At 48.9% G+C, this 11,539-nt stretch carries 14 protein-coding genes and 2 pseudogenes; 8 read left to right on the forward strand and 8 right to left on the reverse strand.

Features of this window, described 5'->3' with window-relative positions; translation table 11 throughout:
- Both RJ38_RS19270 and RJ38_RS12520 read right to left on the reverse strand, forming a co-directional pair.
- Nucleotides 1-629 (reverse strand): annotated as a pseudogene (locus RJ38_RS19270) (IS3 family transposase); the annotation flags it as partial.
- 594 nt (nt 630-1,223) lie between these two features.
- Nucleotides 1,224-1,823: a replication initiation protein gene (locus RJ38_RS12520; RefSeq protein ID WP_052245370.1), complete on the reverse strand. Its 600-nt coding sequence runs from the start codon at nt 1,821-1,823 to the stop codon at nt 1,224-1,226.
- Nucleotides 1,824-2,511: 688 nt separating this feature from the next.
- Between RJ38_RS12520 and RJ38_RS12530 the strand changes: the two genes are divergently transcribed.
- The 3 genes from RJ38_RS12530 to RJ38_RS12540 are packed head-to-tail and all read left to right on the forward strand — an operon-like array spanning nt 2,512 to nt 3,329.
- Nucleotides 2,512-2,775, forward strand: a complete 264-nt coding sequence (locus RJ38_RS12530) for a CopG family ribbon-helix-helix protein (protein ID WP_238321695.1) — start codon at nt 2,512-2,514, stop codon at nt 2,773-2,775.
- A 3-nt stretch (nt 2,776-2,778) separates the two neighbouring features.
- On the forward strand, nt 2,779-3,066 hold the full coding sequence (locus RJ38_RS12535) for a type II toxin-antitoxin system RelE/ParE family toxin (protein WP_039019230.1): 288 nt from the start codon (nt 2,779-2,781) through the stop codon (nt 3,064-3,066).
- 2 nt (nt 3,067-3,068) lie between these two features.
- Nucleotides 3,069-3,329: a WGR domain-containing protein gene (locus tag RJ38_RS12540; protein WP_039019231.1), complete on the forward strand. Its 261-nt coding sequence runs from the start codon at nt 3,069-3,071 to the stop codon at nt 3,327-3,329.
- Nucleotides 3,330-3,559: 230 nt separating this feature from the next.
- Here RJ38_RS12540 and RJ38_RS12545 read toward each other — a convergent pair whose 3' ends face one another.
- Together RJ38_RS12545 and RJ38_RS12550 are read right to left on the reverse strand one after the other, a co-directional pair.
- Nucleotides 3,560-3,913 (reverse strand): hypothetical protein, encoded by a 354-nt coding sequence (locus RJ38_RS12545; protein WP_039019232.1) that lies wholly within the window; start codon nt 3,911-3,913, stop codon nt 3,560-3,562.
- The gene (locus RJ38_RS12550) at nt 3,910-4,227 is read right to left on the reverse strand and encodes a hypothetical protein (protein ID WP_039019233.1); all 318 of its coding nucleotides are present in this window, start codon (nt 4,225-4,227) and stop codon (nt 3,910-3,912) included. Before RJ38_RS12550 ends, RJ38_RS12545 begins: the two co-directional genes overlap by 4 nt.
- 337 nt (nt 4,228-4,564) lie before the next feature.
- Here RJ38_RS12550 and mobQ point away from each other — a divergent pair, with 337 nt between their 5' ends.
- Nucleotides 4,565-5,893: a MobQ family relaxase gene (mobQ, locus tag RJ38_RS12560; protein WP_052245371.1), complete on the forward strand. Its 1,329-nt coding sequence runs from the start codon at nt 4,565-4,567 to the stop codon at nt 5,891-5,893.
- A gap of 313 nt (nt 5,894-6,206) precedes the next feature.
- Here mobQ and RJ38_RS18540 read toward each other — a convergent pair whose 3' ends face one another.
- Complete coding sequence (locus tag RJ38_RS18540) at nt 6,207-6,356, reverse strand: BrnA antitoxin family protein (RefSeq protein WP_082005733.1); 150 nt, start codon at nt 6,354-6,356, stop codon at nt 6,207-6,209.
- A 131-nt stretch (nt 6,357-6,487) separates the two neighbouring features.
- On the opposite strand from RJ38_RS18540, the pseudogene RJ38_RS12570 reads away from it, so the two are divergent.
- Nucleotides 6,488-6,619 (forward strand): annotated as a pseudogene (locus RJ38_RS12570) (transposase); the annotation flags it as partial.
- A 194-nt stretch (nt 6,620-6,813) separates the two neighbouring features.
- Here the strand turns inward: RJ38_RS12570 and RJ38_RS12575 are convergent.
- A complete protein-coding gene (locus RJ38_RS12575) occupies nt 6,814-7,425 on the reverse strand; it encodes a recombinase family protein (protein WP_039019236.1) in 612 nt (203 codons plus the stop codon).
- Between the two features lie 120 nt (nt 7,426-7,545).
- On the opposite strand from RJ38_RS12575, the gene RJ38_RS12580 reads away from it, so the two are divergent.
- On the forward strand, nt 7,546-8,277 hold the full coding sequence (locus RJ38_RS12580) for a helix-turn-helix domain-containing protein (protein WP_039019237.1): 732 nt from the start codon (nt 7,546-7,548) through the stop codon (nt 8,275-8,277).
- 259 nt (nt 8,278-8,536) lie between these two features.
- Here RJ38_RS12580 and RJ38_RS18195 read toward each other — a convergent pair whose 3' ends face one another.
- On the reverse strand, nt 8,537-9,724 hold the full coding sequence (locus RJ38_RS18195; RefSeq protein WP_052245372.1) for an AIPR family protein: 1,188 nt from the start codon (nt 9,722-9,724) through the stop codon (nt 8,537-8,539).
- A 19-nt stretch (nt 9,725-9,743) separates the two neighbouring features.
- Between RJ38_RS18195 and RJ38_RS12590 the strand changes: the two genes are divergently transcribed.
- Together RJ38_RS12590 and RJ38_RS12595 are read left to right on the forward strand one after the other, a co-directional pair.
- Nucleotides 9,744-10,166 (forward strand): hypothetical protein, encoded by a 423-nt coding sequence (locus RJ38_RS12590; RefSeq protein WP_039019238.1) that lies wholly within the window; start codon nt 9,744-9,746, stop codon nt 10,164-10,166.
- Nucleotides 10,167-10,181: 15 nt separating this feature from the next.
- Complete coding sequence (locus tag RJ38_RS12595) at nt 10,182-10,406, forward strand: hypothetical protein (RefSeq protein WP_039019239.1); 225 nt, start codon at nt 10,182-10,184, stop codon at nt 10,404-10,406.
- A 187-nt stretch (nt 10,407-10,593) separates the two neighbouring features.
- Here the strand turns inward: RJ38_RS12595 and RJ38_RS12600 are convergent, their stop codons facing one another.
- Nucleotides 10,594-11,415 carry a replication initiation protein gene (locus RJ38_RS12600; protein WP_238321696.1) on the reverse strand — a complete coding sequence of 274 codons (822 nt, stop codon included), beginning with the start codon at nt 11,413-11,415 and terminating at the stop codon, nt 10,594-10,596.
- Nucleotides 11,416-11,539: the final 124 nt, after the last annotated feature.

An 11,539-nucleotide genomic window follows, 5' to 3' on the forward strand; every position in this document is an offset into this window, starting at 1 on the left:
TTGATCCAACAGATTTGGTGCAATGTTGAACGTGTGGTTGCTGTCCGTTGTCGCCTTGTATTTCTGGGTTCTGATGATCTTGATGCCATTCTCGCCCATCAGACGTCCGACCCTGCGATGGCCCACCGGTAATCCCAATTCTTGCAGTTCCTCGGTCATCCGAGGCCGCCCATAGCTTTGCAGGCTTAAGCGATGCTGTTCACGGATGTGAGCCAGGATCACCATATCATCGCGTTGACGCTGGCTCATCGGGCGAACCCGCCACGCGCGAAAACCACGTGATGTGACCCGCATAACTTTGCACAGGAACTCAACTGGCCATTCTTCTTTCCAGGCGTCGATGAACGCAAATCTCACCGGCTTTGGCCTGCAAAGAAGATTGCCGCCTTTTTTAACACTTCCCTCTCCTCGCGCAGCAGACGGACTTCCTTGCGAAGCCGCGTGTTCTCCTTCTCAACGTCTTCATGCGGTCCTGACATCAGGTCATCGTGTTGATGCTGTTGAACCCATTTGTTCAGCGTCGAAAGCCCAACCCCTAAATCTGATGAAAGTTGAGGCCGCGTTAAGCCACTCGTCGTCGCCATGCGCACCGCATCACGCCGAAACTCGTCTGTGTATCTCTTTGCCATTCTCTATCTCCTTCATAGCAAACATTGCTCGAAAGAGACCGGAACTAAACCGCGACAAGACCATGTTAAAATGGCTTTGGATGCTCAGGGCATTGAGCCGATTACACCGATTAGAAGTGGCTTGAGCGGTTATATCTATCGACGTTCAGATCTAAGGCGATTCCAGTTGCCTGGCTGCTGACGGGTAGTAAATAGATTTGAAGCCGCCCTTTGGGGCGGTTTTTTTATGTCTGCTGCAAAGTTTCGCTGGCAAAGTTATGGGGGTCACTGGCACGGTTATGGAAGAGAAATGTTATATAAACTCAATGAAATAAGGAGATCAATTTTTGTTACTGGCACTTATATGGGGTCCGTTACAGCAGATAAGGGAGAAGCGTGCGCAAAAAAAACCATAAGCGTGCGCAAACCCATTTTATTTGCGACTGATCCGTTGCATTTCACTTAATATACAATGATTTATGCCTGTCCTGTCCTGTCCTGCCCTGTTTGGAGGTTGGGGCAGGCAGTTCTTTTTGGGGCATTTTCCGTGGTATTGACGGATACCAAAGATGTCCTCATTAAATGTTCCACAGGTTCCGGAACCTTTCATATTCATCAGCCCCGCCAAATGTGGTGGAGGTTAAGCGCCTTGAAAGGCTTGTAGCTGGGCATCGTATCGACAGCCATTAGCTTACGAAACACATCGATATCCCACCACGCGGTGTGACCGATGCGTTCGAACCGATAGCAGTTTTCATAGAGAACTAAGGCGTGGGTACTATTCATCTCCCTGAGAACACTCAGGTTGATCTTGGAATATACATCGGGGTGGTAAAGTTTTTCAGACAACGCACGATCATACCGATAGGAGCAAGTCCCCCCTTTAATCTTAGCGTAGGGCAGTAAAACCATTGCTTCCCAGGATCGCTCGCCATCCTCTTCGAGCACGTCAAACTCAACCACCGTCTCCATAAGTCCCTTAAGGGCACCCTTGAGATAGCCTACGTTTTTGCTATCAAATCCAATCATTTCACAGAGAACCGCTGTACTGATCTGATGCTCGTCATCAGTTAATAGTCCATCATACGCATTGTACAAAAGAGCGTTGACCAACTTGCGCTGCAGCAAAGAAAGCTTCGCGCCAATATGAATCGCTGCGACATGTTTCTTCAGTATCTGGTTATCTTTATTGGGTTTTTTTACAGGGTTTTTCATGGTGTATTTTCTAAAGCATATCCTTACACCATTCTATAGGTTTTTATAAGATAACAAGTTTCTCTGCATTATTCCGCTTGCGAAAGCAACTTACCCCATATTCGTACACCCAAGAACCTACAGCCCCCATAAACATACACCTAGATAGTTATTTTAGCTCAGAAATCGCGTTAGTTTACGGTGAATAGTATAGGGATTCCGTGGAACCCCACATTCATACACCACAGCCCCATAAACATACACTCAAGTTATACCTGTCGTCTGTTTTTCCTTATTTAACAGTGAATTATATGGCTTCGGGCCTCACCCCATGTTTGTACACCCACAGCCCCATAAACGTACACCTCAACCCCCACAAACATACACCTATTGTCACTTATCTGTCTGAAACAAAAAGATAATATCACCCCTAAACCTATTAAACGTTGTTTTATTAAACATCTTAAACAACAACAGGAGCGCCTTCGGCTTTCTGTTGTAAGTTGATAATTTTTCATATTTGTAAATTTTTAGAGGTAAAAAGACCATTCCTGAAGACGCAAAGCATCCCATATACTTTAGAGGCATATGAAATTTCATCATAAAGTGCCAATTCATTGACATTACATGGAAAAGGCATACAGTGTCTGACACAAGCTTATCATCATGCAAATGGATTATAGAAACCATGACAAGCCCAAGATTCACAATGCGATTAGAACCTGTTCTGAAGGATTGGCTTGAAAGCGAAGCTAAACGAAGTGACCGCAGTGCCTCTTATGTGGCAAAGCAAGCGATCCAAGCTTTGAAAGATAAAACAGAGGCAAAGGCTGATATGATCCGTACTGCTGTTACGCTGGCAGATCAGGGAGCTTTCATCTCTGAAGGTAAAGTAACCGATTGGTTTGAAAGTCTTGGCACAGAGAACGAACTTTCAGAACCAGAAGCCGATGTTTTCCTTAACCGCGCCTAACACATGAAAATTCTCATATTAGCGTCTGCCAAACCAGATCTTCGTTGGTTTAAGCAATATTACATGCGCGTGTTTCCTGCTGGCCGCGAAAGCGCGGATCATCAGTTTAAATCTTTACTCCAGCTTTTGAAATCAAACCCAGATGTTGGCGAACGTGTTGACGGTGTCCCCTTCGTGCGTGAATTCCCCATTCGAAAGACGCCATTTACAGTCCTCTACCGCGTTCAATCAGAACACATCGAAATTCTGCGGGTCTTTGATCAACGAAGCGAATTTGCGAACGCGAACTAACGATGACGCAAGATGAAAAACAGCTTCAAGTGTTTCCAGACCGGTTGCTCATCTTGCGCGTCGACCCCGCTAAAAAAATGCACAGGTTTTATCTGATGACCGTGCAGCGAGATCTATTCGGCGGCGCATCCCTCACACGGGAATGGGGCCGTATCGGAAGTTCAGGACAAGTTCGAGTAGATTATCATGCCGACGAAGGACAAGCAGTTGATGCTCTCGCAGACCTAGCCACACAGAAATTTAAGCGCGGTTACAAAACCTAACCCTTTTCTACTTTCTCTGTATCACACAAAAGCTAGTGGTCACGTCAGTGGACGACATTCTAAACTCTGCGCCTATCAACCGACAGGGCCATTCCCATGTTGTTGGAAGGGCAGGGATAGCAAAACTACCCAAGAGAAAACCGGACAGAACAGCCGCGGTAAATGCTATTGGCAGGCCAACAGTGGCAAATATGGTTAAACGCGCTCTACGGCTCCCATGCCGGTCTGTCTCATCTCTTAGGGCCCTGTGCTAGTGTCGCCCCATTCCTAGCCCCTGTCTGAGCATCTCGTTTAACTTGAAGGGTCAGCTCAGGCAATTCCCGTCTCAGCCCTTGTGCGAGGTTGTCATTGAGCTCTACCGGCATTTTCTGCAGCTTGGCATTCGCGGTGTCATACCAGGTCGCCAATCGATCAAAAGTATCCTCTGCTGCAGAGACCGCATTCGTCGACTTTTGGAGGCGCTGGTCAATAACATTCAGGACATCAACGAAGGCAGTCGATACGTCACCGCCATTCTCGCCAATGTTCCGCATAAACTGATCCCGGATGGAGATCTCGGTTTGATCGCGCTTTTTCTTCGTCATTGCAGATCATCCTTATCAGCGCTGTCGTCTTCCTCAGCGGTTGCCTTTGTGACGCTTCCATCGGGGGCAGGGGCCTGCCAATCATCGAAGGCCTTTCGGTCATGTTCCCGTGGCAGATTGCGCAACAATCGATCCACCATCAGTGCAGCGGCATCATCACGTTGTGCGAGATCAAAGAGCGCGCCGCCCAATATGATTTTACGCCGTGCATCAAGCTTACGTTGTTTTGTCGTCTCACGGGCCTTCGCTGCTTGAAGTCGGTTCTTAGCTTGCTCATACTGGCGCTCTAGTTTTTGTAATTGCGTCTCAGCCAAAAGGTAATCTCCGGTGTGTAAAGTATCGACTGTGATATATAAGCTTGAAAGGGGTGTTGGTAGCGTTTACCCGTAGTGCTGTAAAGGACAAGGGGGCACTTATGCAAACTCTTCATTCACTTCGTTTATTCCGAGCTTTGCGTGCGATCTCATTGGGGCGCAGCCCCAGCCGACGGCTAACCCATTTGGCTGCGCCAAAAAGAGAGGGGCTGTCCGCTCCCTCAAACTCTCTAGGACCAATCTGCGCGATTGGATTGCGGTGGAAATCACTGGCGCGTTGTGTGTCATTGATTGGCGTTTTGTCCTGTCGTCTTGATCTGGGTTGGCGGGCGTAGCCATGGCCAGTTATCACCTCAGCGTCAAAACCGTGAAACGTTCCGCAGGGCGAACCGCGACAGCGTCTGCAGCGTATCGGGCTGGGGAACGCATTCATTGTGAGCGCGAGGGACGCGACCATGATTACACCCGCAAGCAGGGCATTGAGGATGTGTTCATCCTTGCGCCTGTTGATGCCCCGGACTGGGTGCAGGATCGGTCCGCATTGTGGAATGCAGCTGAGGCCGGAGAGGCCCGGCGCAATTCCGTGACGGCCCGGGAATGGGAGGTCGCCTTACCTGCCGAACTCTCGCCTGATGGGAGAGTTCAAATTGCCCGTGACTTTGCACAGTCCCTGGTGGATCGCTTTGGCGTGGCTGCTGATGTTGCTGTACATGCCCCACACCGTGAGGGGGATGAACGCAATCATCACGCCCACATTCTGACCACAACACGGGTCATGGGGGCAGAGGGGCTGGGTCCGAAGACCCGTGTGCTGGATGCGGCAAAGACCGGCGGCGTTGAAATCGAAGCTATGCGTGAGGTCTGGGGGCATTTGCAAAACCGAGCCTTGGGGCGTGAGGGGCGGGATGCGCGTGTTGATCATCGATCCCTTGAAGCCCAACGTGAGGCAGCTCTTGATCGTGGAGATGACCTGCTGGCGCTAGAGTTGGATCGTTCCCCAGAGATTAAGCTGGGGCCTGCTGCTAATGCGATGGAGCGCCAGGCAATGCGTGTGGCTGAGGTCTCAGGTGTGGAATACGAGCCGGTCACTCAGCGTGGGGCACAGAACCATGAGATCCGGGAACGACGAGATCTCTTATCGGGGCTGCGTGAACGGGCCGAGCGGGCGCGCGAGGTTTACAGTCAGGCACGGGATCAAGATGCTAGTCGCACGGCGGCGGCGATTGAGGCGACGCGGGCGATGTTTGCCTCTTCGGGCGCGCAGGCATTTTCTGCAGGGATTAGTGCAATTTGGGAAAAAGAGGAGACAGCTCGGCTGCGGGTTTTGGAGGAGGCGCAGGAGCGCGCGCGATTGCAAATGTTAGAACGTGAGAGGGTGGTATTTGTGGAAAGCACGGCTCAGGCATGGGAAGCCACGTGGCGGGTCAGTGATCCGGGCAGGGCCAAGGCGCAACAAGCTGAGTTGCGCGGTGAGGTTAAGGATCGAGCGCACCGATATGGTGTTGCGTTTGAGGGTCTAGGCGGGCCGATTAATGCGCGGGCACGGGAGATCAAGGATGAGCGTGTTGAGGTCGAAGAATTAGAGCGGGTGAAAGATGCCAAACGCCTCGAAAGAGAAAAACAGGTCGAGCGATCCAGAAGTGATGATTATGGACCCAGCCGGTAAATGGCAGGCATTGCCGAGATTTTTGTTCATGACCACGTTCCCTCGCTTGCACTGACATCGCGTCAGCTCACAAGCATGTGTCGCAGGTCAGAAAGCGCTGCGGTAGAGGGCCTTCCCTTGGCGCTTACACTTTAGCAGTTGCAACAATAATCTTACTGGCTGGCGTTGACGGCTTTTCGTAGCCGCCTTTAGGGGATTAACCGCTCACTATTCCCGGCGATGGTGCGGGGTTTCTCGGATCTGGGTTTTGCTCATAGAAGAAGGCCGAAGCGTTATAGCGTTACGATGCTGTAGAGCTATAACTCAGCGTCTCCTACTTGGTGCCCAGCATTGCATCCCGTAGGATTGCATTCATGCGAGACTGGTAGCCTTTACCCTGAGATTTGAGCCATGCCAGTACATCGGCATCCAAGCGAGCGGTGATCTGCTTCTTGACGGGGCGATAAATCCCACCGCGCTGCATTTGGGTGGACAGGTCAGGCGCATCTATGCTGAAGAGAAGCGTGTGCGGTGCGCTGACCCGGTAATCCCCCCGAAAAATGGGTGTTTTGAAAACTAGAATTTTTGCGGCAAGATATGCCAAGGAGATTCACGATGAAGAAGTCACGTTATTCAGAGGCGCAGATTGTCTCGATTTTGAAAGAAGCTGAGAACGGTGTGCCCGTTTTGGAGCTGTGCCGTACGCACGGCATGAGTAGTGCCGCATTCTACCAATGGCGTTCAAAATAGGCCCAGTACCAGCGAAGCTGTAAAAGTGGCAGGATTTTGGTCAAATGGGAGGCATCGTTTTCTTAATCCTGTCGATTGTAGCCACACCGACGTTTAAATGTCGAGCTAGGCCCCATCGCAAGGTTTGTTCGTAGGGTTACCCTAGACATGAACAAAGAGGGGTCTACTCCGGCTGAGTGCTAAATCCTACGCTAAGGGCTTAAAACACGTTTTCCATAGTCTCTCAGATTTCCATTTGGATCGGCGTATCTATATAGAGTGACGGGTTTCACGCCCAGTTCTTTGCAAAGATCAGCAACCGATGTATCCCGACGAGCCATTGCAGCTTGGGCCATGCGAACCTGTGTTTTTGAAAGGGCGAATTTGCGGCCACCTTTTCGGCCTCGAGCACGGGCGGCGGCTAATCCGGCCATTGTGCGTTCGCGGATCAGATCACTTTCAAAATCCGCCAGTGCTGCAAATATTCCAAAGGACAAGCGACCTGCCGGGGTTGTTGTATCGATTTGCGCACCGGTACCGGTTAACACCTTGAGACCCACGCCGCGTTCGGACAGGTGATTCACTGTGTTGACGAGATGATGCAGACTGCGCCCTAGGCGGTCCAATTTCCAAATCACAAGAGTATCACCTTTTCGCAATGCTTTTAGGCATGCCTCAAGTCCTGGGCGGACGTCTTTCTTGCCCGACGCACGATCCGAATAGCAATTGGCGACATCAACGCCGTCTGAGGCCAGCGCATCATGTTGCAAGTCGAGGGACTGGCTACCATCAGCTTTTGATACGCGGGCGTAACCGATCAGCATATTTCACAAACGAACGTTTGAGACACTTGATCCGCCTCGTGGCATTTGTTCATTGAATGTGTTCCTTATCCCATAACACAAACAAAGATACACAATCCCCTAATAGAAAGCAAAATAAACATGGCGCATCGCACCATCTTAACAGAACGCCAACGCGCCGACTTATTCGACCTGCCTAGAACCGTTCTGTCGCCCGGCGATGCTTATCTTTGGGATAGTGAAGACGAATTTTCGTTTCAGACAATCAATAAGATTGATAGCTATTCAATACGTATTCCAAAATTCGTCTTTTCTGGTCAAAGCGGTGGGGCTGAGCCTTCCCTACGCAAAGCAAATATTAATAAGGGCGTGGCTGCGGTCTTGTTTCAAATCGTTCGTTCGTCGTTTCTCAACAGTGGGTTGATGTCACCTTCAGAAAACCATGTCGCGCAAGATGTTATCACCTCCATGGTTAAAACGGTGTTCTGCGTAAGTCAGACGGATCATCGCGTTGAAGCACCCAGAAAGCTTCTCTTCCAACGTGTCCAAAACTACATTCACAAAAATCTTGAAGATTTTTCGTTGTCTGTAGAGACTGTGGCAAGGGCGCAGGGGATTTCACAACGCTACTTGCATTCGCTATTTTCAAATCAGGCGCTGACCTTTTCCGGGTATGTTCAGCACAAACGCATTGAACGCGTGAAGCGGGATCTGGCCAATCAGCTTGATAAATCAACGCTGACTGTGATTGCGCAGCGATACGGATTTCAGGAATCGTCACATTTCAGTCGAGTGTTTAAACGGGTAACCGGGGTTACAGCCCGGGACTTTCGAAAGAACCAATGCAGCCAGCCCTCACGAGCCAAGATATAGTTGATATCAACATCCGCTTTTGATTGGAGCGAGGCGTTGAGGCGTGGGTTGACCGAATTGGAGTAGTAAAACGGATTGAGGTCATGACCGCTGTGGACTCTAAGTCACCGTTCGCGGCACTTTGCACAGATGTCGGCTGAGCGAACGACTGCTTTCGGGTGCGTCAAAAACGGTCCTTTTTGGAAGGGTGTGAGTGACGCCTGCTGGCGCGAAGAGGGGGATTCTGGTGAGTATTAGGTAACACCCACCAGAAAAATGCTCATGTTTGCTTGAGCAATCTCGCGTAAATTGACGTAATCTGCATCAATGATGAGTAACAGGCTTTGCTTTTACCCATGCTTTGCGGGTTATGGCTTGCGATATCCATATAGGATTGCTTAGCAACGTTGATGAGTTCGTCATCGCTCAACTGATCTGGTTTATTCAATTGCCAACCAGCGGCAGATTGGTAAACGAAGGCTGCATGTGACGCCAAAATTGGGAAGATAATCCCATCAGGAACTTCAATAACCCTGCCGTTGTTTCGTTCTATCGATCTAATTTGGGTGCCTATAAAGTTCTGGTGTCTCTTCCAGTGCTCATAGAGCTTCCATGCCACTGGTGCGAGACTGATGAAAGCTTTGTACATTTCTGTATCAGGCTCGTCGGCAAGTTTTTGGAATATTTTAAGGCATCGAGTCTTCTGACTATAGGTGAACACTTTGTTGCTAAGGTCGAGGTTGATACCTGATGGTTTTTCGATGTCATCAGGCAGTAGTGCAAAAGTAACTTGGATGAGCTTTTCTGTATCAAGAAAATCATCATTGGCCGTCAAGTCGCTTTCGCTTTTGCGAAGCTTCTTGTTCGGGTAAAGTGTTTGAGCGCTTTTTTCCAGATCATCCAGTTGTCCTCGACGGCCAGCGATTGATATCGATTTTACGTCATTCTGAAAATTGCGTGAAATGGAGATTTCAGCAATCAAATCGTCGTCATTTGTTACGATGATTTCGAACTTGATACTTGGATCAACAGTTTCATCTTCACTTCGATGATCGAAGTAACGTTTCACCTCGCCGCGCGTTTGCGACCCATTGATGATACTTGCATCTGTTAATATCAGTTGGCGTGTTTTGTCGTCAATTTCCGCAGACCTTGCGACCAATACTGTGCCGCTGTTCAAAACCCCAAAAACCTCGGGGTTTTCTTTCAACGTCTTCCGAATTGCTTGGTGAACCAAAGTTGGTGATTTCCGCTGTTTTCCTTTTGCGTCCAGAAGATATTCTCGAACGTTTTCATTATCTTCCAACCCAAGAATGGAAGATACAGGAGCCGATCCTGAATACACTTTACGACCCGCTGAATCATCTTCAGGGGACGAAATGTTACGACATTTGTGGAAGGTAAAGCGGTAGTTTTCACTCCAACCAGATGAAGAGTTTCCAAAATTCCCAGACGGAATTGATGTCATATTTGATCTCGCAGGTCTTATGTCTCGGGATGCGCGGCCAAGTATCGTTTCTGCGGTGTCACAGTCAGATGTGGTCCTTGTCCCCATTTATAACGAACTGAAATGCATCCACGCCGGAATACACACGATCAGAGAGCTTCAACCATACAACAAAAACATCGTCGTTGTTGCCACCAAGCTGGTGAAACGCAAAGGTGAAACCTTCAAGGATTGGGCCGATAGCGAAGACGCAAAAAACATCAAAGCTGTTGTAGATCATACCATCGGCCAGGGCATAAATGTTTTGCCCCTAAAGTTCTCTAGGGCCTTTGACACCATATTTGAACAAGAGCTATCAATCCGTCAGCTGATGGAAAAAGACGCCCTCGCCCGTTATACATATCGCGATGTCGCGGCACAGTTTGACAACTTACTTTCTTATATCGAGACGCATTATGCCTAAAAAAATGACCTCTCTATGTTTAAAAAGATTGAAGAAGTTCAATCGAACGGGCCAAAATCCATTCTTGCCCCCAAAACAGTTGGCCGCAAACCTAAGAAACCCGAGGACAAAGAATCCGAAATCGTGGCCATCAAGTTGACGATAGCTGAGCTCGCGAAACTTGAAGAAAAGGCTGGATTGGTTCCGAAGTCGACCTACCTCAAGCATATTATACGCACTACTACAGATATATTTGATTGAGGTGTTATTTAGGTTTAACTGAAATAATAGAATTGCCTGAAATACCGTATCATTGTGTATATTGAAGCTAAATTTTCTTCGGTGAACATTGCGGTTCCAGAGATTTCTACACGAGCTGTTATACGCTGATCTGTCCTTTTTCGATGGTCATCACTGCAATAAAAGTGGTTATACCAAAATAACTTTATTAACTCATTTGAAGCTTTAAAGCATCCATCTGTGCGCGTAGAATGTCAGGTTCTACCATTTCGCTTTCTTGCGCCCACTCAGCAGGGGAGGGGAATACCATTCCTCGCGTTTCCCAGAATGCACGAATATCTGGGGCGCTTAGTATATCCTTCCAGCCGTTTTTCTTGAACGCATCCACATATATGCGACTGCCAAGGCCTGATTGAAATTCTGATGTGACACTTTCTTTTTCTCTACTGGAGAGTGCATCAAATGCTCCTTGGATCGTACCAGCACAAAACCGTCGATACGCGGCCTGGGCCTCTTTGTGCGATTTGCTCAGCGCTTCTAGTTGACGTTCTTGCTTCTCGCGCTCGACTTTTACCGCGTGAGCCGCTTCAATGCTTTTCTTTTTCGCCACCCCTTCATTGTGATAATCTTGTTCAATAGCTGATTTTAAAAATCCAGCCTTTGATGACTTGATCTTTCCCGTTGCTGATTGGCTGCTAGCCAGATCCAACTTCTCAAAAATATATTCTTCATCATATTCGATCACCCAAGCACGCGCGAGCGTCTTGGATATGCCTTCTGCCAAGAGCGCCTTATATGTGTGACGATTGCTGATTTCATCCTCTGTATCCATTCCAACCAACGAGAGCTGCGCATTCGGTTTCACAATAAACCGTATTCCGGTCACAGACCGGCCCTTCATGCGGGTCTCCATCTCGATATGAATGTTCGAGAGCTTGTTGACCTCCTTCATAGCCGGCTGGATCACATTGCGATTATCGCCGGGCAGGTTTGCCTGGCTTTGAAAGGATTCTGTTTTGACTCGTTCCACCACTCTGATCCCCGTCAGCCCCATCAGGTTTATTGGCGAGCTCCCAAGCGTTCACGTCATTGAAAATCGCCTGCAAATGTTTCTGCGGACACTGCGGGCGTTAAAGCAGGACAACAACCTGGAG

This window comes from Halocynthiibacter namhaensis, from assembly GCF_000812685.1.
GTDB lineage: Bacteria > Pseudomonadota > Alphaproteobacteria > Rhodobacterales > Rhodobacteraceae > Halocynthiibacter > Halocynthiibacter namhaensis.

Bases quoted from the DNA above. Each gene is read 5' to 3' on its own strand.
- RJ38_RS12575 (WP_039019236.1), bottom strand. From the start codon at position 7,425: ATGCTGATCGGTTACGCCCGCGTATCAAAAGCTGATGGTAGCCAGTCC.
- RJ38_RS12540 (WP_039019231.1), top strand. From the start codon at position 3,069: ATGACGCAAGATGAAAAACAGCTTCAAGTGTTTCCAGACCGGTTGCTC.
- RJ38_RS18195 (WP_052245372.1), bottom strand. From the start codon at position 9,724: ATGACATCAATTCCGTCTGGGAATTTTGGAAACTCTTCATCTGGTTGG.
- RJ38_RS12535 (WP_039019230.1), top strand. From the start codon at position 2,779: ATGAAAATTCTCATATTAGCGTCTGCCAAACCAGATCTTCGTTGGTTT.
- RJ38_RS12520 (WP_052245370.1), bottom strand. From the start codon at position 1,823: ATGAAAAACCCTGTAAAAAAACCCAATAAAGATAACCAGATACTGAAG.
- mobQ (WP_052245371.1), top strand. From the start codon at position 4,565: ATGGCCAGTTATCACCTCAGCGTCAAAACCGTGAAACGTTCCGCAGGG.
- RJ38_RS12590 (WP_039019238.1), top strand. From the start codon at position 9,744: ATGTCTCGGGATGCGCGGCCAAGTATCGTTTCTGCGGTGTCACAGTCA.
- RJ38_RS12580 (WP_039019237.1), top strand. From the start codon at position 7,546: ATGGCGCATCGCACCATCTTAACAGAACGCCAACGCGCCGACTTATTC.
- RJ38_RS12595 (WP_039019239.1), top strand. From the start codon at position 10,182: ATGTTTAAAAAGATTGAAGAAGTTCAATCGAACGGGCCAAAATCCATT.
- RJ38_RS18540 (WP_082005733.1), bottom strand. From the start codon at position 6,356: ATGCAGCGCGGTGGGATTTATCGCCCCGTCAAGAAGCAGATCACCGCT.
- RJ38_RS12545 (WP_039019232.1), bottom strand. From the start codon at position 3,913: ATGACGAAGAAAAAGCGCGATCAAACCGAGATCTCCATCCGGGATCAG.
- RJ38_RS12530 (WP_238321695.1), top strand. From the start codon at position 2,512: ATGCGATTAGAACCTGTTCTGAAGGATTGGCTTGAAAGCGAAGCTAAA.